General features: G+C 43.7%; 17 protein-coding genes and 1 riboswitch. Of the genes, 6 read left to right on the top strand and 11 right to left on the bottom strand.

Going from position 1 to position 22,649, the window contains the following annotated elements; translation table 11 throughout:
* The first annotated feature begins 19 nt into the window (after positions 1-19).
* Positions 20-538 carry a GNAT family N-acetyltransferase gene (locus KTR06_RS20050; protein ID WP_004314570.1) on the top strand — a complete coding sequence of 173 codons (519 nt, stop codon included), beginning with the start codon at positions 20-22 and terminating at the stop codon, positions 536-538.
* 532 nt (positions 539-1,070) lie between these two features.
* Here KTR06_RS20050 and KTR06_RS20045 read toward each other — a convergent pair.
* From KTR06_RS20045 to KTR06_RS20020, 6 genes are all read right to left on the bottom strand, one after another.
* Positions 1,071-3,536 carry a TonB-dependent receptor gene (locus tag KTR06_RS20045; RefSeq protein WP_217290756.1) on the bottom strand — a complete coding sequence of 822 codons (2,466 nt, stop codon included), beginning with the start codon at positions 3,534-3,536 and terminating at the stop codon, positions 1,071-1,073.
* A gap of 235 nt (positions 3,537-3,771) precedes the next feature.
* Positions 3,772-4,374 (bottom strand): response regulator transcription factor, encoded by a 603-nt coding sequence (locus KTR06_RS20040; protein WP_143260005.1) that lies wholly within the window; start codon positions 4,372-4,374, stop codon positions 3,772-3,774.
* A 16-nt stretch (positions 4,375-4,390) separates the two neighbouring features.
* Entirely contained in the window at positions 4,391-6,040 is a 1,650-nt protein-coding gene (locus tag KTR06_RS20035; RefSeq protein ID WP_087319003.1) for an NAD(P)/FAD-dependent oxidoreductase, read from the bottom strand.
* An 80-nt stretch (positions 6,041-6,120) separates the two neighbouring features.
* Complete coding sequence (radA, locus tag KTR06_RS20030; protein WP_004315266.1) at positions 6,121-7,488, bottom strand: DNA repair protein RadA; 1,368 nt, start codon at positions 7,486-7,488, stop codon at positions 6,121-6,123.
* An 11-nt stretch (positions 7,489-7,499) separates the two neighbouring features.
* Entirely contained in the window at positions 7,500-8,699 is a 1,200-nt protein-coding gene (locus tag KTR06_RS20025; protein WP_008999047.1) for an ATP-binding protein, read from the bottom strand.
* Positions 8,700-8,802: 103 nt separating this feature from the next.
* Positions 8,803-9,840, bottom strand: a complete 1,038-nt coding sequence (locus tag KTR06_RS20020) for an asparaginase (RefSeq protein WP_217290755.1) — start codon at positions 9,838-9,840, stop codon at positions 8,803-8,805.
* Positions 9,841-10,241: 401 nt separating this feature from the next.
* Here KTR06_RS20020 and thrA point away from each other — a divergent pair, with 401 nt between their 5' ends.
* The 3 genes from thrA to thrC all read left to right on the top strand — a co-directional run bounded on the left by thrA (position 10,242) and on the right by thrC (position 15,416).
* A complete protein-coding gene (thrA, locus tag KTR06_RS20015; protein WP_004315263.1) occupies positions 10,242-12,677 on the top strand; it encodes a bifunctional aspartate kinase/homoserine dehydrogenase I in 2,436 nt (811 codons plus the stop codon).
* 101 nt (positions 12,678-12,778) lie between these two features.
* A complete protein-coding gene (locus tag KTR06_RS20010; RefSeq protein WP_004315262.1) occupies positions 12,779-13,987 on the top strand; it encodes a cofactor-independent phosphoglycerate mutase in 1,209 nt (402 codons plus the stop codon).
* 127 nt (positions 13,988-14,114) lie between these two features.
* Positions 14,115-15,416: a threonine synthase gene (gene thrC, locus KTR06_RS20005; protein ID WP_120070755.1), complete on the top strand. Its 1,302-nt coding sequence runs from the start codon at positions 14,115-14,117 to the stop codon at positions 15,414-15,416.
* Positions 15,417-15,588: 172 nt separating this feature from the next.
* On the opposite strand, the gene KTR06_RS20000 is transcribed toward thrC, so the two are convergent.
* From KTR06_RS20000 to KTR06_RS19990, 3 genes are read right to left on the bottom strand one after another with little or no spacing between them, the layout of a single operon-like run.
* Complete coding sequence (locus KTR06_RS20000) at positions 15,589-16,215, bottom strand: thiamine diphosphokinase (RefSeq protein ID WP_120070758.1); 627 nt, start codon at positions 16,213-16,215, stop codon at positions 15,589-15,591.
* Positions 16,212-16,820, bottom strand: coding sequence for a nicotinamide riboside transporter PnuC (pnuC, locus tag KTR06_RS19995; RefSeq protein WP_120070762.1), 609 nt, complete (start codon positions 16,818-16,820; stop codon positions 16,212-16,214). The genes KTR06_RS20000 and pnuC overlap by 4 nt, the downstream gene beginning before the upstream one ends.
* 12 nt (positions 16,821-16,832) lie before the next feature.
* Complete coding sequence (locus tag KTR06_RS19990; protein WP_120070765.1) at positions 16,833-19,082, bottom strand: TonB-dependent receptor; 2,250 nt, start codon at positions 19,080-19,082, stop codon at positions 16,833-16,835.
* A riboswitch (TPP riboswitch) is annotated at positions 19,083-19,179 on the bottom strand. It abuts the gene before it with no gap.
* 129 nt (positions 19,180-19,308) lie between these two features.
* On the opposite strand from KTR06_RS19990, the gene KTR06_RS19985 reads away from it, so the two are divergent.
* On the top strand, positions 19,309-20,214 hold the full coding sequence (locus KTR06_RS19985) for a mechanosensitive ion channel family protein (protein WP_117684874.1): 906 nt from the start codon (positions 19,309-19,311) through the stop codon (positions 20,212-20,214).
* Positions 20,215-20,320: 106 nt separating this feature from the next.
* Here KTR06_RS19985 and KTR06_RS19980 read toward each other — a convergent pair whose 3' ends face one another.
* Together KTR06_RS19980 and KTR06_RS19975 are read right to left on the bottom strand one after the other, a co-directional pair.
* Positions 20,321-20,560, bottom strand: a complete 240-nt coding sequence (locus KTR06_RS19980; protein ID WP_004306417.1) for a hypothetical protein — start codon at positions 20,558-20,560, stop codon at positions 20,321-20,323.
* 68 nt (positions 20,561-20,628) lie between these two features.
* Positions 20,629-21,915 (bottom strand): O-acetylhomoserine aminocarboxypropyltransferase/cysteine synthase family protein, encoded by a 1,287-nt coding sequence (locus KTR06_RS19975; RefSeq protein WP_008640740.1) that lies wholly within the window; start codon positions 21,913-21,915, stop codon positions 20,629-20,631.
* A gap of 177 nt (positions 21,916-22,092) precedes the next feature.
* Here KTR06_RS19975 and KTR06_RS19970 point away from each other — a divergent pair, with 177 nt between their 5' ends.
* Positions 22,093-22,563, top strand: a complete 471-nt coding sequence (locus KTR06_RS19970) for an Lrp/AsnC family transcriptional regulator (RefSeq protein WP_004315247.1) — start codon at positions 22,093-22,095, stop codon at positions 22,561-22,563.
* Positions 22,564-22,649: the final 86 nt, after the last annotated feature.

Below are 22,649 nucleotides of genomic sequence, written 5' to 3'. Positions count from 1 at the left end.
TTCTTGAATAACTTTTCAAATGATGGAAATCAGATCTACCGAAATAAAAGATCTCCCTTTAGTGATGGAGATTTATGACTATGCCCGTGCCTTTATGCGTGCAACCGGAAATACTACTCAATGGATTGACGGTTATCCTTCTGAAGTATTGATTCGTCAGGAAATTGAAGATGGACATAGCTTTGTCTGCATAGATGAACAGGGAGAAATTTTGGGGACTTTTTGTTTTATCTTGGGAGACGACCCTACTTATCAACAGATTTATGAAGGAACATGGCTCAATAATGAACCTTATGGAGTGATTCATCGGCTGGCAACGAACGGAAAACAGAAGGGGGTATCGGAAACCTGCTTGAACTGGTGTTTCGAACGTTGGCCCAATCTCCGGGTAGATACTCATCGGGACAATAAAGTCATGCAGCATATATTGACGAAGTATGGCTTTCAACGTTGTGGTATCATTTATGTAAAGAACGGTACAGAGCGTATCGCTTATCAAATGACGCGTGTGTCTGATGGAACAGAGAAACTTGCTTAATCGTGGTGGAGTGTAGTTGAAGTGTATTAGATGTAGACAAGATAATCTTAGATATAAGCAAACCAATAGGAAACTGTAGGTAAAGTAATGCCAGGACACCGGTATAGTTCCGTTAAGATGCCGGTATAGTTGTGTGAAGGTACCGCTATCTTTACCTTCCCACGGCCGTGGTGACTTCTTCTCACAGCCGTGACGAGATCTCTCCACGGCCGTGAAGAGAAGCTACCACAGCCATGGAAAGGTAAAGATAGCGTAGGGTTAAGAGAACAATGCCTATTGGATTAATTAAGTATAACGACTTTATAATGCATACTTCATAGAGGCATACGTTCTTCTATCACGTATTCCATGCCATCAATCTATAAGAGACAGGCTGACAATAAAAGTCCGAATCTTTTATTGTCAGCCTGTTTTTGGGTTATTGTCAGCACTTATTGTCAGGTGTCAATGGATTGATAATCATTGTTTTATATGGATAAAATCTTTAGCTGACAATAAAATGACTAAATAATATCTCTATGAGTGAAAATGATTAGAACCGGCAGCGGAGATCTACTCCAAATTGCATTGGGCGTCCTTTTTGCATAAAACCTTTGTTCATTGTTTCGAAATAGAAGGCGGCATATTCTTTATTCAAGAAGTTGCGTGCCCAGAAACTAATCATTGCGTCACCGATTTCCAGATTCGTTCTCCAGTTGAGTGTGCCATAGAAAGATTGGCTGACATCGTTTTGTTCAGTCCAGTAGATACGTCCGGCAGCGTTATAATTAGCTTGGAATACAATCCGGTCGAAGATAGAGCGCGGACTGCAGGTGATGGCGTATTCTCCTCCGATATTTAAGGTATGTTTGGGGACAAAGGGAACATATTTGCCATTATAATCTGCGGTTACTTTAAAAGTGCCGTCTTTTTGCTCTTCGGTGATTACATAATCCGTAAAGGTGGCATACGTATATCCGTAACTGACATTCAGGCTAAGTTCTTTTGTCACACTGGCACGAAGGGCTGCTTCTGCACCATAGCTACGGCTTTTTCCTGCATTGATCGTGATACGTCCCAGACCACTTTCTGCAAATTGGGAGAGTTGTTGGTCGCGGGTATCCATATAGAATGCTGCGACGTCAGCCCAAAGTCTTCCTTCCCATAGAGTAAGGTGACTACCTACTTCGTAGTTCCACGAATATTCGGGTTTGTAAGTGGTGGACGCTTTTACATCAATCTCTTTTGTAGGTACCATTTGGTTCATCATATTAATGATGGTTTTTCCCCAGGTGGCATCTTGCCCTATTGTCGGACTTTCTTTGATGGCATTCATCATCGAATTTTTCAATTCTGTTTGTGATAAGTCAGAGAACATTTGGATGTTATATCCTCCCGAACGATATCCCCGGGTGACGGTGGCATAAACGTTATTTTGATTCTTCCATTCATATTGAATAGCAAATTTGGGTAGAAGCTGTACATAATCAGTAGAGAGCTTGCCTACAAAAGAGGCCGGGGCTTTCATATTCTGATCGGACAGGTTGATTTGCATGGGACCCTTTACCATGTGAAAATCAAAACCAAAGTCGATAGGAGTGCTAAGAGAATTATACTTCATACTGATTTTCTCGTAATCGAGCCGGAGGCCGGCTGTAACGGACAGTCCTTCTATGAACAAGTTGTTGAAAGTAGACTGATGATAAAGTGCACCGCTAAGAGTCGGGGTGTCGAAAGTTCCTCCTACGCTTAAGGTCGGGTTGTGCACAGTCATTCCCATGGTGGGAGCTCCGGGTTTGGCAGATACTTCTTCAAAAGCTGCATTGGCGTTGTTTTCAATGACCGACTTTACTCCTTCTTCTTTAAACAGAACAGGACCTGTAGTATGCAGCCATTGATAGAATCCGAAAGCTCCCGTAGCCCACTGCCATCTTTTTCCGGGTTTGGCTTTCAACACAATCTCTTCGGAAATGGTGTTTGCACGTTGCTTTTGCTCAATATTGAAAATATCTCTTTCTGTGAAATCCTGATCGAGAAACATGCGGTCGTTCAGGTTCTGATAACCTGTCACGGCACTTAATATAAAGTTGTTGGCTTGATATTCGATGTTAACACCGGAGTTGAGCAATCCACGGCGGTAACTGCTGCGGTCGTTATATGAAATCTTACCGATATAATCTGCCCGGTCTTCTGTCATTTCTTTACCATTTTCTTTCGCTTTAGCTATCGCACTGGGGGTAATCCCGGTATAGTAATACGGATATCCGCCCTGATCGCTATATTCATAGCTAAGGGCCATATCTATTTTCAGGTTCGAACTAGGCAGGTAAATACCACGGAAACGTCCGCCACCGGCATTGCTCTTGTCTACCTTTTCGTTGTTTCTTGCCGAATTTTCAAAGAAGCCACCTGTGTGTTCGTAGAAACCTCCGGTAGAAAAAGCGAAGCGGTCGGATGTCCGGTGATAGTGGGTGAGTGACACATTATAATTATTGTAGGTCGCTGCTCCCATGCGGATATCAGTACCTTGATAAGTGAAAGGCGATTTTGTGTGCACTTTGATAAGTCCTCCCATCGTGTTACGCCCGTAGAGAGTGCCTTGTGGTCCGCGGAGAATATCAATACGTTCGATATCAGCATAGTTGAAGTCGAAAGCGGATTTGTCGATATAAGGGATGTTGTCTACGTAAAGTCCTACGGACGGAGTGTTGATACGTGAGCCGATTCCACGGATATAAATGGAAGTGGTCAGTTTGGAACCATAATCGGGGATAAACAGATTAGGGACGATGCCTGTCAGGTTTTTCACAGAGTTCACCTGATTGGCACGCATATTATCTTGCGATAAAACAGTGGCTGCCACCGGTAATTCACGCAACTTACGATTCTCTTTCGGAGTGGCAATCACTACCACTTCTTCGATGTCTACTATTTTTAGTGAGTCTTTCGGGAAATCTTCCGCCCATGCTGTACCTGTCGTCAGGAGCGTAAGGGCAATCATAAAATTCTTTCTCTTCATCTGCTGTTCATTTATCTGCTGCAAAGTAACGGCAAATATAGACAATGGTCAATCCTCATTTATTAGGATTTGTTTCACCACAGTTTTCACCGCAGAGGACACAGAGGGTATAGTGAAGGTAACATCTTCACTCATTCTCTGATACAGACTGTTTGAGTGTTTTTGGGAAAAAGTGTGGAAAGTTTTTCTCTTTACCTTCTTTATCCTTTTTATCCTCTGTATCCTCTGTGGTGAATCAGATTCGATCCGCTTCTATATACCCGTTCATTACCGCATAAATAGTCAGTCCGGAGACGGACTTGATACCTAATTTCTCTGTGATATTTTTCCGGTGAGTGATAACGGTGGTCAGGCTGATATTCAGTTTATCTGCTATTTCTTTGTTGATTAATCCTTTGGTTATCAGTACGAGCACTTCTATTTCACGGGAAGATAGAATTTCCTGATGAGGCTGCGTCGGAGGCATGGATGGCATGTCTTTCACCGGATAACCGTTGTGGTGGGCGTGTTGGTGGAGTTTCAATATGTTTTTCACCAACTCTTCCTCGGATTCATGGATGTTGAGTACAGGCACGCCGGACAGTTGGAATTGCGGACTGTCGCTTGCCAATACAATTGTTTTTCGTTTCCGGGGGAGAAAGAAAGCATTGTGCTCCACATAAATCTGTGCGGAAATGAAATAATGGGCATACATATCCGGCGTATCGTCCATCAGTTCACTGAATTGATGGAAGGTACGTATGGTTGCCATAGGAATCATTTCCTCCAGGATTCCTTTCAGGCCGAGACTGGTCAGGGTGTTTGCTTCTACAATGGCTATTTCGGGTTGATGATTCATTTTCATGTAGTTTTAGTTAACGATTGAAATAATTGGCTACGGCTTCCGCACACCGTTCTCCATCCACTCCGGCAGAAACAATCCCTCCGGCATAGCCTGCACCTTCTCCACAAGGGAATAATCCGCGAACGGTTGTATGTTGCAATGTCTCTTTATCGCGTACGATGCGGACAGGCGAAGAAGTACGTGTCTCTACGCCGATCATCACCGCTTCATTAGTGAGGAAGCCATGACTGTAACGTCCGAATTGCTGGAAACCGAGAGATAATCTTTTGCTGATAAACTCCGGCATCCAGAAATGAAGCGGAGAAGAAATCAATCCCGGGCTGTAAGAAGATTCGGGTAAGTCGTAACTCAATTTTTTGCGGGTGAAGTCCTGCATACGCTGTGCCGGTGCTGTCTGCCTTCTGCCTCCTTGTAACCAGCATTGGCGTTCCTGTTCTTCCTGAAAGTAAAGGGGAAGAAGTTGAGAGTTGAGAGTTGAGAGTTGAGAGTTATTTAGAGATGGGTTAAGAGCCAGCAGCTGTTCATTTCGTTGCGCAGCTAACTCTTCATTCTCCACTCTCCACTCTCCATTTATTAAATCTTCCGGTTGCACTTCCACCACCATGCCCGAATTACTCCATCGCGAGCCACGATTAGAAGGAGACATTCCGTTCACTACCACTTGCTCCGGTCCGCTGGCAGCAGGAACAATGAAACCGCCGGGGCACATACAGAAGCTATACACTCCTCTGCCTTCAACCTGTGTGACGAAGCTATATTCTGCGGCAGGCAGATACTTGCCTCGTCCCTCCTTGTTATGATATTGTATCTGATCGATCAACATTGCCGGATGCTCCAAACGGACACCGACTGCAATGCCTTTCGCTTCAATCGCCACATGATTCGCAGCCAGCCAACGATATACATCTCTCGCCGAATGTCCGGTTGCCAGTATCACAGGTCCGAGAAAAGTCTTTCCTGTATTTGTTTCGATACCCTTTACTTCGTCATTCTCGATAATCAGTGCCTCCATTCGTGTTTGGAAATGTACTTCTCCGCCACACTCGATGATGGTATTCCGCATATTTTCAATGACACGTGGCAACTTGTCTGTCCCGATATGCGGATGCGCATCTACTAATATCGCCGTAGAAGCCCCATGCTGGCAGAATACATTCAATATCTTATCTATATTCCCTCTCTTTTTGCTCCGGGTGTAGAGTTTTCCATCCGAATAAGCTCCTGCACCCCCTTCGCCAAAACTGTAATTCGATTCCGGGTCAACTGTGTGTTCCCTGCTGATTTGTGCTAAATCTTTTTTCCGCTCGCGTACGTCTTTTCCGCGTTCGATAACAACGGGACGTAACCCCAGTTCGATGAGGCGCAGGGCTGCAAATAGTCCGCCGGGACCTGCGCCCACGACAATCACTTGCGGCTTTCCTTCTACCTTATTATATATAGTATGTTCGTATTCGTCATCCTTAGGCATTTCACGGATATAAGCTCGTACCTTCAGATTGACAAAGATAGTCCGCTGCCGTGCATCGATGCTCCGTTTCAAGATCCGGGTAGCAGTGATGTCACGCAGGTTCAAACCTTTTTCTTTAGAAAGATATTCCTTTAGTTTCTGTTCGTTTGCTGCGATTTCGGGAAGGATGCGGAGTTGGTATTCTTGTATCATTTAGTTATTGTTGATATTATTTTTGACTATAAAATTGATAAAGCGGATCATTTATTTATCAGTGACTATTTATCAGTGCCCTATCCGAATAGAGCTCTGAATGCTTCTTCTACCTTTCTCACCGGAACTAACTCGATCTTCAATTTCTTAGTGTCAATCCCTTGCAAATTATATTTTGGCAACAAGAACCGTTTAAAACCCAATTTCTCGGCTTCACCGATACGTTGCTCTATTCGATTTACAGGACGTATCTCTCCCGACAGTCCGATTTCTCCCGCCATGCAAACTTCCGGCTCAATGGCTGCGTCCATATTGGAAGAAAGGATGGCACTGATAACCGGCAAGTCGATAGCCGGGTCATTCACCTTCAGTCCTCCGGCAATATTCAGGAACACATCTTTCTGTGCCAACTTGAATCCGACACGCTTTTCGAGAACAGCCAGCAGCATATTCATTCTTCTTAAATCGAAACCGGTTGCCGAACGTTGAGGATTTCCATAAACAGCAGAACTGACCAAAGCCTGTGTCTCGATCAAGAACGGGCGGATTCCTTCGATAGCGGAAGCAATAGCTACTCCACTCATTCCCTCATGGTCCTGACTAAGCAAAAGCTCGGAAGGATTATTCACCTGGCGCAACCCATCCTGACGCATTTCATAAATCCCTAACTCTGCCGTACTGCCGAAACGATTCTTGATGCTGCGCAGAATACGATACATATAATGCTGGTCGCCTTCAAATTGAAGAACGGTATCTACGATATGTTCCAGCACTTTAGGTCCTGCAATACTTCCTTCTTTATTAATATGACCGATCAGCAACACAGGGGTATGCGTTTCTTTCGCGAAACGAAGAATAGATGCCGAACACTCTCTGACTTGCGCAATACTTCCGGGAGATGATTCGATACTCTCGGTGGAAATAGTCTGTATAGAGTCAATAATCACTAAATCGGGATTCGTATTCTTGATATGCACATAAATTTGTTCGAGCGAAGTCTCACAAACAATCAGGCAATCGCTGGAAGTATCAGAGAGACGATCGGCACGGAGTTTAAGCTGTCGTGCACTTTCTTCACCGGACACATAAAGGATTTTCTTTTCCGGCATGTGCAGTACGGTCTGCATGACGAGCGTGGATTTACCGATTCCCGGCTCACCGCCTATCAGGACAAGAGAACCCGGCACAAGTCCGCCACCCAATACGCGATTCAATTCATCATCGTGCATATTGATGCGTGGCTCGTCGTCCGCTTCAATATCGCTAAGTGCCAGTGGTTTGGGTTTCTGTGTTTCAATGCCCGACACCGGACGGCGGTTGGTAGGTTCTTTCCGTACGATTTCCTCAACATACGTATTCCATTCTCCACACGACGGACATTTACCCACCCATTTCGGTGAATCCTGTCCGCAATTACTGCATACATATACGGTTTTCTCTTTTGCCATATTCTCTTTCTTTAATATAAAAATCCGAATGCCCAGAGTGGAATCTTATTTCCGGCCGAATATTCAATATCATCTGCGGCAATAAATGCCTGTTTAGTGTTAGCTATCTGTTTCCCGTCTTTGCTTTTTCCGCCAACTTCTATTGTATATTTACTGTCTATCGTATAGTCTGCACTACGCGTGCAATATTCCACACGATGTTGATAGGCGAGTTGGTTTACCATGAACACCTCTCTCAATGTTCCTTTGTTTACATCTTTAAAGGTCAATGCATAAAGCAGGTTAGTATTTTCCATATAAATCTTATCCGGTTTTTGTAACTTTTTGATAGAGTCATTATCCGAATAAAGAAGGTGGATTAATTTAGCTCTGTCCAGATACTGTAAATAGGCCAAAATAGTAGTACGTGAAAGTTCTGCCATAGCAGAGAGTTTAGTGATGTCCACCATAAAAGGCACTTCGGAGGAGAGGATTCCCAGCAGACTTTTTAGTTTTCGCACGTTACTGATGTCCACTCCGCATTGCTGGGGAAGTTCGATTTCGAGTATCAGGTTGGCTATATTTTCGATACGTGTGTAGTATTCCGCATTTCCTTCCAAATAAAAAGGATAGTATCCATGTTTCAAATAGTCTTCAAAATAGGCGAGGGGACGGCATTGGGAATTCACTTCATTACAAATTCCATCACTATTGTCCAATATCTCTTCCAGCGTGTAAGGGCGGATGTCAATCTGATGGTATAAATTCAGATATTCACGGTAGGATAGCCCTTGCATATTATATGATATGCATCGACGAGACAAGTCGGCCTCTGCATTCAGCAGTTGGAGTAAGGATGACCCGGTGAATACTATTTTCAGTTCAGGAAACTCATCATATATATTTTTAATTTCCTTGCTCCATGACGGATATTTGTGCACTTCATCCAAGAACAGGCATTTACCTCCTTTCAGGTAAAACTGTTCGGCGAGTTCGCTAAGAGAATGCTGTGTGAAATACAGACTATCTAAACTTGTATATAAGGCACTTTGGCTATCATTGGCATAATGAAGTTTTAAGTATTGAAGCATTAAAGTTGTTTTCCCAACTCCGCGAGCTCCTCGGATAGCAATCAGACGGTTATCCCAATTGATTGTATTCATCAGGCTTCTGATATAGGTCGTGGAAGTAGCTGTTAATAACCTTTTGTATCTTCTGATTAGTGTATCCATATCTTTATTTGTTTTCTATGGAATACAAAAATAGGCATAATTTGTTCAACGCGCAAAACAAATTCAGATAAAATCTGTTCAATGCGTAAAACAAACAGGGAATTTACAGAGTTATCTCTCCTGCCATCGAACGGTTCATCCGGTCGCGCACCTCGTCCGCTGTATATTCATGTCCCAGTAAGAACATTAATTTCGTCACAGCAGATTCCGTCGTACTGTCATATCCGGAGACAACACCTGCCTGCAACAACTGGTAGCCCGTTTCATAACGTTCCATCTCTACCATTCCTGCGCTGCATTGCGTCACGTTGACAATCACAATGCCACGTTCGCTGGCCTGACAAAGTCGGCGTATAAACCATTCCTTCCGGGGAGCATTTCCCGAACCGTATGTTTCGAGCACGACAGCCTTCAATCCGTCAATCCCCAGAATGGCGGCAATCACATTTTCCTGGATGCCCGGGAAGAGTTTCAGTACCACAACATTGGTATCTAGCAGATAATGAGGCTTCAATTCCCGCTCTTCACCATTTACGTGAATCTGCACATTATTATATTTGATATGGATTCCGGCTTCCGCCAATACCGGGTAATTGAAAGAACGGAACGCGTTGAAGTTTTCCGCATTCATCTTGGTCGTGCGGTTTCCCCGCATCAGATGATTTTCAAAGAAGATGCACACTTCCGGTACGAGCGCCCTCCCTTCCTTGTTTTGTGCGACGGCAATCTCGATGCTGGTCATCAGGTTTTCCTTTCCGTCCGTGCGGAGTACACCTATGGGAAGTTGTGAACCTGTGAGGATAACAGGTTTATCGAGCCCTTCGAGCATAAAACTTAATGCGGAAGCAGTGTAAGCCATCGTATCCGTTCCGTGCAGGATGACGAAGCCGTGGTAGCGGTCGTAATTTTCATGAATGATGCGTACCAGCTTCCGCCACATATCCGGTTCCATGTCCGACGAATCCATTGGAGGATCAAACTGATAGGTGTCAATCGGGAAGTTGAACTTTTGCAGTTCGGGGATATACTTTTGCAGTTGCTCGAAGTTAAAGTTCTCCAGAGCACCCGTCGCGGCATTCTCGATCATGCCAATTGTTCCACCGGTGTATATTAGCAATACGGAAGTATTTAATGGATTCATAAGCTGATTTTGTGCGATTGTTTTCGCAAATATAATAATATATTTGATATATAAGTAGCAAAATGTCATAAAAGTAAAGGCGAATGACAGGACGAATAGAAGACGGAAGATTCTTTTTATCAGAAAAAAACCGAAAAAAGTGATAGATTGAACGTTTTTATTATTACTTTTGCGACACTTATCAAAAACAAGAGTAGAAACAAGGACTATGATGAAGTACTATCCACATACAGTCACATCCATGTGTACCATGACCCTTAGGGGTTAATGGATAGTTTTTGTGTATCTACGTGATTCACGCTTGTATAAGCAGGCAAAATTCAATTTCAATTTTATTCGTAAACAACCAATCGTTCTGTAAAAAGTAAACTGCAGGGCATTGCATTTAAATAAGTATCTTCATGAAAGTAATGAAATTCGGCGGGACGTCCGTAGGTTCCGTGAACAGCATTTTAAGCGTAAAGAGAATTGTAGAGTCGGCAAGTGAGCCGGTAATTGTAGTTGTTTCCGCATTGGGAGGCATCACTGACAAATTGATAAATACATCAAAGATGGCGGCAGCAGGAGATTCAGCATACGAGGGCGAGTTCCGCGAAATCGTTTACCGTCATGTGGAGATGATTAAGGAGGTGATTCCTGCCGGAGAAAAGCAAGTGTCGTTGCAACGTCAGATTGGCGAATTGCTGAACGAGTTGAAGGACATCTTTCAGGGAATTTATCTGATTAGAGACCTTTCCGCGAAGACTTCGGATACAATCGTCAGCTATGGTGAACGCCTTTCATCCATCATCGTTACCGAACTGATTGACGGAGCTAAATGGTTCGATTCGCGCACTTTTATCAAGACCGAAAGAAAACATAGTAAACATACGCTGGATACCGACCTGACTAATAAGTTGGTGAAAGAGGCTTTCCAGTCTATCCCTAAAGTGTCACTGGTGCCGGGATTCATCTCTTCGGATAAAACGACAGGAGATGTGACGAACCTCGGACGTGGTGGATCGGACTATACAGCTGCCATTATTGCTGCGGCTCTGGATGCGGCAAGTCTGGAAATCTGGACGGATGTAGACGGGTTTATGACGGCTGACCCGCGTGTCATTTCAACTGCTTATACCATTACGGAATTGAGTTATGTAGAAGCGACCGAACTTTGTAACTTCGGTGCAAAGGTGGTTTATCCGCCGACTATCTATCCCGTATGTCACAAGAATATTCCTATTATAATAAAGAATACCTTCAATCCGGACGGAGTGGGAACGGTTATCAAACAAGAAGTTTCCAACCCGCAGAGCAAGGCTATCAAAGGTATTTCCTCCATCAACGACACCAGCCTGATAACTGTTCAGGGACTCGGTATGGTAGGGGTGATCGGTGTAAACTACCGCATCTTTAAAGCATTGGCTAAGAACGGAATCAGCGTATTCCTCGTGTCGCAGGCTTCATCGGAAAACAGTACTTCTATCGGTGTGCGTAATGCCGATGCCGACCTGGCTTGTGAAGTGCTGAACGAGGAATTTGCGAAAGAAATAGAGATGGGCGAGATTTCTCCGATTCTTGCGGAAAGAGATTTAGCTACTGTTGCTATCGTAGGCGAGAATATGAAACATACCCCGGGTATCGCCGGTAAACTTTTCGGTACGCTGGGACGCAACGGTATCAACGTAATTGCCTGTGCACAGGGAGCTTCGGAAACAAACATCTCTTTTGTGGTCGATTCCAAATCTCTGCGTAAATCCCTGAACGTTATTCACGACTCTTTCTTCCTCTCCGAATATCAGGTACTGAACCTCTTTATCTGCGGTGTCGGTACAGTAGGCGGCAGCCTCGTAGAACAGATTCGTTGCCAACAGCAGAAACTCATGATGGAAAACGGATTGAAACTCCATGTGGTAGGTATCATTGATGCTGCCAAAGCAATGTTCAGCCGTGAAGGTTTCGACCTTTCTAATTTCCGTCAGGAACTGTTGGAAAAGGGTAAAGACAGTAGTCTGCAAACCATCCGCGACGAGATTATCGGAATGAACATCTTTAATTCCGTCTTTGTAGACTGTACGGCCAGCGCCGATATCGCATCGCTTTACAAAGATTTCTTGCAACACAATATCTCTGTGGTAGCAGCCAACAAGATTGCTGCTTCTTCCGCTTACGAAAACTATCGCGAACTGAAAACGATTGCCCGCCAACGTGGTGTGAAATATCTGTTCGAAACAAACGTAGGTGCAGGTCTTCCGATTATTAATACGATCAACGACCTGATTCATAGCGGCGACAAGATTCTGAAGATTGAAGCAGTGCTTTCAGGCACACTGAACTACATCTTTAATAAGATCAGCGCCGATATTCCTTTCAGCCGTACCATCAAAATGGCACAGGAAGAACGCTACTCCGAACCGGACCCGCGTATCGACTTGAGTGGAAAAGACGTCATCCGTAAACTGGTGATTCTGGCACGTGAAGCCGGATACCGTCTGGAACAGGAAGATGTTGAAAAGAACCTCTTTGTCCCCAATGACTTCTTCGAAGGTTCTCTGGAAGATTTCTGGAAACGTGTTCCAAGTCTCGATGCAGACTTTGAAGCCCGCCGCCAAGTATTGGAGAAAGAAAATAAACACTGGCGTTTCGTTGCCAAACTGGAGAACGGAAAAGCCTCTGTCGGCTTACAGGAAGTAGGCGCCAACCACCCGTTCTACGGCTTGGAAGGCAGCAACAACATTATCCTGCTTACTACAGAACGCTATAAAGAATATCCGATGATGATTCAGGGATACGGCGCCGGCGCCGGAGTAACGGCTGCCGGAGTATTTGCCGACATCATGAGCATCGCAAACGTTTAATTAAATGAAGAACTAAAAATGAAGAATGAAGAATTACTATGCAGCGTAATGGTGCAGCCAATTCTTCATTCATCATTCTTCATTCTTAATTTTCAAAAGAAATGAAGCATATCATTATATTGGGAGACGGAATGGCCGACTGGCCAGTGAAGTCATTAGGGGACAAGACGCTCCTGCAATATGCAAAGACGCCATATATGGATCAGTTAGCCCGAATGGGACGTAACGGCCGCCTGATTACTGTGGCGGAAGGTTTTCATCCGGGTAGTGAAGTAGCCAACATGTCTGTGTTGGGATATAATCTTCCGAAAGTGTACGAAGGTCGTGGACCGCTGGAAGCTGCCAGTATCGGCGTGGATCTGAAACCGGGCGAGATGGCAATGCGTTGTAACTTGATTTGTGTGGAAGGAGAAATTCTGAAGAATCACTCCTCCGGACACATATCTACAGAAGAAGCGGATGTATTGATTCAATACCTGCAAGAGAAACTAGGCAATGACCGCGTACGGTTCCACACAGGAGTCCAGTACCGTCATCTGTTGGTTATCAAGGGAGGAAATAAAGAATTGGACTGTACTCCTCCGCACGATGTTCCTTTGAAACCTTTCCGCCCATTGATGGTGAAACCATTGACCCCGGAAGCACAAGAAACGGCAGACCTGATTAACGACCTGATTCTAAAATCACAGGAACTGTTGAAGAATCATCCGTTGAACCTGAAACGTATAGCTGAAGGCAAAGACCCCGCCAATAGTATTTGGCCCTGGAGCCCCGGTTATCGTCCGCAGATGACTACTTTTTCCGAAACTTTCCCGCAAGTGAAAAAAGGTGCGGTGATTTCGGCTGTCGATCTGATAAATGGAATCGGTTATTATGCCGGATTACGTCGTATTGTGGTAGAAGGGGCAACCGGCCTGTATAATACGAATTATGAAAATAAAGTGGCTGCTGCATTGGAAGCCTTGAAAACCGATGACTTTGTCTATCTTCATATCGAAGCCAGCGATGAGGCCGGACACGAAGGAGACATCGACTTGAAACTTCTCACTATCGAGAATCTGGATAAACGTGCCGTAGGACCTATCTACGAAGCAGTGAAAGATTGGGATGAACCGGTAGCAATAGCCGTATTGCCTGACCATCCTACTCCCTGCGAACTTCGTACGCACACTTCCGATCCTATCCCGTTCCTTATCTGGTATCCGGGAATTGAGCCGGACGAGGTGCAAACTTACGACGAAGTATCTGCCTGCAATGGTAGTTATGGTGTGTTGAAAGAAGACGAGTTTATTAAAGAATTTATGAAATAATGTTCACCACAGATTACACAGATTCGCACAGATTTAAAGTGATAAGAGACTTTTGTATTATGTAATAATAGAGAAAATATCTGTGTAAATCTGTATAATCTGTGGTGAGCACTAAAAATATCATTCCATGAAATATTATAGTACGAATAAACAAGCGCCGGTGGCTTCTTTACAGGAAGCAGTTGTAAAAGGTCTTGCAGCCGATAAAGGGTTGTTTATGCCTATGTCTATCAAGCCTCTTCCACAAGAGTTTTACGATACAATTGATACGTTGTCTTTTCAGGAAATAGCTTATCGTGTAGCCGATGCTTTCTTCGGTGAGGATATTCCTGCCGACACCCTGAAACAGATTGTATATGATACCTTAAGTTTTGATGTACCTTTGGTGAAAGTAGCGGATAACATCTACTCGCTCGAACTTTTCCACGGACCGACACTAGCCTTCAAAGATGTAGGCGGTCGTTTCATGGCGCGTCTGCTGGGATACTTCATTAAGAAGGAAGGACAAAAGAATGTAAATGTACTGGTAGCCACTTCCGGTGATACGGGAAGTGCTGTGGCTAACGGTTTTCTGGGTGTGGACGGTATTCATGTATATGTGCTCTATCCGAAAGGAAAAGTCAGCGAAATACAGGAAAAGCAATTCACTACACTGGGACAGAACATCACTGCGCTCGAAGTGGACGGAACGTTTGATGATTGCCAGGCATTGGTAAAAGCTGCTTTCATGGATAAGGAACTGAATGAACATCTATCATTGACTTCTGCCAATTCCATCAATGTAGCCCGTTTCCTGCCGCAAGCATTTTATTATTTCTATGCATATGCTCAACTGAAGCGTGCCGGAAAAGCAGATAACGCCGTCATCTGCGTACCTAGCGGAAACTTCGGAAATATCACCGCAGGATTATTCGGAAAGAAAATGGGATTGCCTGTGAAGCGTTTCATTGCTGCCAACAACCGCAACGATATTTTCTATCAATATCTGCAAACAGGTAAATACAATCCCCGTCCGTCTATTGCAACAATTGCTAACGCTATGGACGTGGGAGATCCTAGCAACTTTGCCCGTGTACTTGATTTGTATAATGGTTCGCACGCTGCTATCTCTGCCGAAATTTCAGGAACAACTTATACCGATGAACAGATCCGTGAAATGGTGAAAGAAACTTGGAAAGAACATCATTATCTCCTCGATCCTCACGGAGCTTGTGGATACCGTGCATTGGTAGAAGGCTTGAAAGAAGGCGAAACGGGTGTATTTCTTGAAACGGCTCATCCGGCCAAGTTCCTTGAAACAGTGGAAAGCATTATCGGTGAATCAGTAGAGATACCTGCCAAATTGCAGGAATTTATGAAAGGCGAAAAGAAAAGTCTGCAAATGACGAAAGAATTTGTAGATTTCAAGAGCTATTTACTTTCATTATAGTCAGTCTTAATAGACTGTAACACAGTGGTCTATGAAGCGTTGTCAGTCTATTGAAATGAAAGAAAGATTCTCACCGCAATGAGAAAAAGTTCTCATTACTATGAGTATTTTTTCTCATCGCAGTGAGAATTTTTTCTCATAGTGATGAGAATGTTTGAGAATTAATATCGGTTTACATAGAAGCTAGAAACACTAAATACTCTCCCGTGCATTGAATGGTAAAACGATTGCTTGTAGCTTCATTAAGAGTTCCTTGCCACCAATTCGTAAAGTCGCTAAGCGGATAAACCAATCCTTCCCCTTTCAATCCTTTCGCTCCGAAATTGATAATGGATACTTGTTGCCCGGCGTGGGAAACGAAAGTCTGCGTGCCATTTGCGGGAATAAATACCCCGTAATCCGTAACAGTTCGTACTTCCATACCGCTTTTCATATAGTCCAGCAATAAACTGATATTTCCTAATGTGTGGTCTTCCCGTTTTCCGGTAGCACCGACGATGGCTATTTTCCGGTAGCCTTTTTCTTGTAGAAAATGGACAGCCTTGGTTTGGTCGTTTGTTTCCTGATCGGCTATATGGTGAATAATGTCCGAGAAATGTGTTTTGTTTTCCGGCGAAAGAGAGTCTCCGTCGCCAATAATAATATCGGGAGTATGTCCGCGTAAGATGTATTCGTTTGCTGCTCCGTCGCAGCAAATCACGAATTTAGCTTCTTCCAGCATTTTCAGGGGAAGCGTATGCGTAGGATATTCACCGTTGGCAAGTACCACGGCTTCGGGAGTATAGTGTTCGTTTATCATTGTATGCTCATTAATTTTTTCCATTTAAAGTAGCCAAAGATAGCTATAATGGAGTAAAGTCCGTATAAAGCAGAAGTAAAATAAAGGTCTTTATAGATATAAAGTCCGCAGCAGACAATATCCACAAGAATCCAGGCAAACCATTGCTCGACATATTTACGCGCCAGCATCCACATGCCGACAATGCTCAATGCCGTGGTAAAACTATCCAGCCAGGGCACGTTGCTGTCCGTATATTCGATTAGTATCCACGCAATGCCGATGAATGCAACAATAAATACCAGAAAAAGAGGTAAGTAACATTTCCATGGAGTATGCACGATAGGAAGATCTTTGGGTTTGTCACCGGTTGAAGCATCTGCCGACTGTTGACCTTTCTTCTTTCTGTGTCCCCACATCCAAAAGAACCAACCGTAGATGGCGGCTATCAGATAGTAGATATTGATACCGAAATCGGCATACAGTCCTGCTTTGTAATATACGAAGATATAGATGGCAGGCATCACGATACCTGCTATCCAAAGGTAGATACTTGCCCGGTACTCCAACCAAAGGTAGACTAGCCCGACAATCGTACCGAATATTTCCAGAAAATTCAATTCCATAGCCCTGTGGTATTAAAAGCGGAAAGAAACATGTCCCATAACGTTTGTTCCTGCCTGCGCTGCATATCCGGCATAGTTTCCCCGATTCTCCACCGTATCGGTGTAGTCGCTCGATGCCCAGCCGTTGTTCTCATATTTTTCATTAAACAGATTGTACACAGTGAACCCTACCGTGACTTCTTTCAACACTTTCTTGGGACGGAAAGAGTATGCCAGATTGAGGTTACTGACAAAATATTTATCAAGAGTCAATTCTTCTACTTCCGCATTTGTCATATACTGTTTGCTTACGAACTGCGATTGCAGAGCTGCTTCAAATCCCTTATAAATGAATGAGAAGCGGTTATTAAATAGAAAGTCGGGTGAGAAAGCGATGTGAGTGTCTTTATGCTTGATCTGAACAGTCGGGAGGGAAGTAGAACTGCCGTCTTCATTATAATGGTAGCCCGGCAGGCTTTCTACAAAATCCTGGATGCGGTTTTTGCTCCATGTAGCGTTTATATCCCATTGAAACCATTTACACGGTTTGATTCCCAGTATTAGCTCGACTCCCATACGATAACTGTCCGGCACGTTTTCGGTCAGTGCTTCACCGATGTCATTTAAAGCTCCGGTCAGAACCAGTTGGTCGGTATAATCCATGTAGTAGAAGTTTGCACCTGCTGTCAGCCATTGGTTGGCGAAAGTATATCCCGCTTCATAGTCGAGTAATTTTTCTGCTTTGGGATACGAATCCGGATCGCCATCCGTATAATTGTTTCTGGTCGGTTCCTTTTGAGCAACCGAGAAAGAGGCATAAACGCGATGGTTGGACGTGATGTTCCAGTTTAATCCGACTTTCGGGTTAAAGAAATCAAACTTCTTGTCTACTGCCAGTGGACGCAGGGCATTCTTGCTCCAGTCATATTTATCATTGTTGCCGTCGATGGTATAGTCGATGTGTCGATACTGAAGATCGGCATACGCGCTTAATCCTCTAGTAAGATCGTAGTTTGCTTTCAGATAAATATTGCCATCGGTCTTTTGGGATTTATTGCGGTAATATTCATGGTCGGGAGATAGAGTGCCCACATAATTCTTCACCCAGGGAACTCTTCCGAAGTTATTGCCCCGGTATTGATTCAAACCACCTCCTAGAGACGCATTCAGCCTGTTGACCGTATAATTGAGAGAAAAAACGCCGCCACCGAATTTGTTGTCCATCTTCTTCTGACGGACTAAATCACTTTTGGTTATTTCGGTTCCATCAATTGTGAATGGTTTCAGGCCATATTCTATAAGGGATCTTCCGTCTTTGTACTCTTCGTAATAGCCGTCGCCTTTGGTATAATGCAAGGCAACATTCAGATTCCAGGCTGTTGAGAAAGTATGATTGAAGAGAAGTTGATAATTCTTTTGCAGATAATTATCCGTTTGGTCGTCATAAAAATGCTTGTTGCCGTTGGCATCGGTGTACATCTCGCCACAGGGGTTGTAGCGTCTGCCGAAGTCCTCCATTTCCTTTTTGGTTGCGTATCCCCAGGCGTGATATGTCTTTTCTTTCCCGGCAAATGCAATCAGCTTCACAGAAGTGTTTTCTGCAAAGTAGCCTCCTTGCAGGTAGTAAGAATTCAGGTCTACCGAAGCGCGGTCTATGTATCCGTCTGTACCGATATTGGAAAGGCGGGCGTCAAACGTCCAATGATTATTGAGCAAACCGGTTCCCACTTTTACCGTTTCTTTGTGCGTGTTGAATGAACCGTATGAACCGTTGAATTCGGCATACGGCTTCATGGATGCACCTTCAGTCTGCATATTAACGCTGGCTCCGAAGGCACCTGCCCCATTGGTAGACGTACCTGCGCCTCGTTGCACTTGCATATCTTTTACGGAGGAAGAAAAGTCGGGCATATTTACCCAGAACAGATTATGGCTTTCAGCATCGTTCATCGGTATGCCGTTTACCGTGATGTTGATACGTGTACCGTCGGTTCCGCGCACGCGAAGAGTCGTGTAGCCGATACCTGCTCCTGCATCCGATGTAGTCAGCGTAGAAGGAGTCATGCTTAACAGATAAGGGATGTCCTGTCCGAAGTTAACCTTCTTCAATTCCGCTTTGCCTATATTGGTGAATGCCACGGGAGTTTTGGCGGTGGCACGCGTGGATACTACCTGCACTTCTTGCAGGTTTACTACTCTCATACTATCCTTTACACTCGTCTGTGCATGAACAGTGATGCCTACGCCCGATAAGGCGATGGCCATCCATACAATTTTTTTCATCTTGCTTACTAATTAGTTCTCTACGCCGGCATTACCCGGATCAGATTCTATGGGTATGTTCTCAGCCCGTCATGTTAAGGCACCCCTACCAGTGAATCGGTTACAAAAATACTGCTTTTGCAGGAGGAAAGCAAAAAAAACTTTTAGATTCACTAAAAACAATATAACTTTGTATTTTGTTAAAATAGCAATATAACTGTTTACTCATTTAATATACATTTTAATTATGCTACTATTATTACAAGCAACACAAGCTGCGGATTCTGTGCAAGTGGCCGCAGATGAATTAATGAAAGAAGCGATTGCCAATGCTGACGGATTGGACAAACTCTCGTTGATTACTCAACAACTGATAGACTTTGGTATTCGTGCCGGAGAACGTATACTGATTGCGGTCATTGTCTTTATCGTCGGACGTTTCCTTATCTCTATGCTTAATAAGTTTGTCGGGCGTTTGATGGATAAAAGAAAAGTAGATATAAGTATCAAGACTTTTGTAAAAAGCTTGGTGAATATTACGTTGACTGTACTGTTAATCATTTCTGTAGTAGGTGCTCTTGGAGTTGAAACAACTTCGTTTGCTGCTTTGTTGGCTTCTGCCGGTGTTGCTGTCGGTATGGCTTTATCCGGTAATTTACAGAATTTTGCGGGAGGTTTGATTGTATTGTTGTTTAAGCCATATAAAGTGGGAGATTGGATAGAAAGTCAGGGAGTTTCTGGTACAGTGAAAGAAATACAGATTTTTCATACTATTTTGACTACTGCAGATAATAAAGTGATTTACGTGCCGAATGGTGCAATGAGTAGTGGAGTGGTAACTAACTATAGTAATCAGGTGACTCGTCGCGTGGAATGGATTGTTGGGGTAGATTATGGAGAAGATTATGAGAAAGTGCAGAAAATCGTTTATGATATTCTTGCTGCTGATCAACGTATCCTGAAAGAACCTGCTCCCTTTGTGGCTCTTCATGCGCTGGACGCCAGCAGTGTGAATGTAGTGGCACGTGTATGGGTAAATAGCGGAGATTACTGGGGTGTTTATTTCGATATAAATAAAGCGATTTATGAAACCTTCAATGAAAAAGGTATCAACTTCCCTTTCCCGCAACTTACAGTACATCAGGGAAATTAATCATTATACGCTGATTATTCCAAAAAAACGAGGGAGTTTCACATTGAGTGTAACTCCCTCGTTTTTGGATAAACTTGTCTGGTGTGATTGAATAAATTTCTTTCTTTTATTTAATGCCGAAATCTTCGGCTAGTTCATATCTATCTTCTTTGATCCCCAGTACATGATTGATTTTCCTTCTTTTCTCAAGATCTTTAAAGTAGTTTTCCACAACCTGATAGAGATCGAAGTTCGTAGTTGAGCCAGCGGCTAAATCGAGTGATTCCACCATCTTTTCTACAGCTTGATGGATTTTCTCTGCGTCTATCAGATGCAGTTCGTTGCTGTGTATTAAATATTTTTCCATGACTGCAATGTTTTTAATGTTATATAGGTATAACATCTTGCAGTCATGGAAAGTTCAATGATTGAATGTTAGATTTTGGCAAGTGCCTGATCCAAATCAGCAATTAGGTCATCGATATGTTCTGTTCCAATGGATAGACGTACGGTGCCCGGATAAATTTCCTGTTCGGCTAGCTCCTGTGCATTGAGCTGCGAATGGGTAGTGCTCGCCGGGTGGATCACCAATGATTTCACGTCAGCCACATTGGCTAGCAGGGAGAAAATCTCCAGACTGTCGATGAAACGGTGTGCCTCTTCTTGTCCGCCTTTTACCTCGAAAGTAAAGATAGAACCGGCACCGTTCGGGAAATAACGTTGATACAGTGCATGGTCGGGATGGTTGGATAATGACGGGTGATTCACTTTCTTCACTTTTGGATGATTGTTTAAGAAATTCACTACCTTCAATGCATTTTCTACATGACGCTCTACACGTAAGGAAAGAGTTTCCAGGCCTTGCAGCAGGATAAAAGCGTTGAATGGGCTGATGGTAGCTCCTGTGTCGCGCAGCAAAATGGCACGGATGCGGATTGCATAGGCAGCCGGACCGGCTGCATCGACGAAGCGTACGCCATGATAGCATGGATCGGGTTCGGTCAGTTGTGGGAATTTGCCGGAAGCTACCCAGTCGAATTTGCCTGAATCTACAATGACTCCTCCCAATGAGGAACCGTGTCCGCCAATGAACTTTGTTGCGGAATGTACTACGATATCTGCTCCGTGTTCGATGGGGCGGATTAAATACGGAGTTCCGAATGTGTTATCAATAATCAAAGGTATTTTGTGGCGATGGGCTATTTCTGCCACTGCTTCTATATCAATGATATTTGAATTCGGATTTCCCAGGGTTTCGATAAATACGGCTTTTGTATTTTCCTGAATAGCCTTTTCAAAGTTCGACAAATCGCTTGGGTCAACGAATGTTGTTGTGATACCATAGCTGGGCAAGGTATGTGCCAGTAGGTTATAACTTCCTCCGTAAATGGTTTTGGCTGCTACAATATGATCGCCTGCACGAGTGATATTCTCAAAAGCATAAGTGATGGCAGCGGCACCCGAAGCGACTGCCAGCCCTGCTACTCCTCCTTCAAGAGCGGCTACGCGTTGTTCAAAGACTCCTTGAGTGGAGTTGGTCAGACGGCCGTAGATGTTTCCCGGGTCCTGCAGGCCGAAGCGTGCGGCTGCATGGGCGGAGTTGTGAAATACATAAGAGGTGGTCTGGTAAATAGGTACTGCGCGGGCATCTGTTGCCGGGTCTGCTTGTTCTTGTCCTACATGAATCTGTAAAGTCTCGAAGTGTAATTTCTTTGTTGCCATAATCGTATGTTTTTTAAGTTTATATTCTTTCTTTATTTTCTTGCAAAGTTATGAGATGTAGATATATCGAACAAGATATAGATGAAATATAGAAAATAATGCTATTTTTGTGCCTTTATATGGAATAATGTAACTGCGTTGTTCCTGAAAATCACCTTTTAGAAGAATATTTTTCTTATGGATACTTTTGATAAGTTGGATAAAGTAGATTTGCAAATACTCCGTACTTTGCAAGAGAATGCCCGATTGACAACGAAAGAGTTGGCCGCGCGGGTGAGTCTTTCTTCAACTCCTGTTTTTGAACGTCTTAAACGGTTGGAGAATGGAGGCTATATAAAAAAGTATATTGCCGTATTGGATGCGGAAAAACTGAATCAGGGATTTGTCGTGTTCTGCAGTGTGAAGCTTAGACGTCTGAATAGGGATATAGCGGCAGAGTTTACACGGATCATACAGGATATTCCTGAAGTAACCGAATGTTATAACATATCAGGAAGTTATGATTACCTGTTGAAGATTCATGCTCCCAACATGAAATACTATCAGGAGTTTATTCTGAATGTGTTGGGGACAATTGATAGTTTGGGATCACTGGAAAGTACATTTGTGATGGCAGAAGTGAAGCATCAATATGGGATACATATTTAGTCCTTTGTGTGATAGTCTGAAATTTATCTTGTATATTTCCTCTATGAAAAGCAAGACCGCGACTATCTTTGTGAGTGGAAACGAGT

Origin of the sequence: Bacteroides sp. MSK.20.12 (assembly GCF_019052435.1) — a bacterium.
Lineage (GTDB): Bacteria > Bacteroidota > Bacteroidia > Bacteroidales > Bacteroidaceae > Bacteroides > Bacteroides xylanisolvens.
The sequence above is the reverse complement of the archived record's forward strand: the minus strand, read 5'-3'. Positions and strand labels throughout refer to the sequence as shown.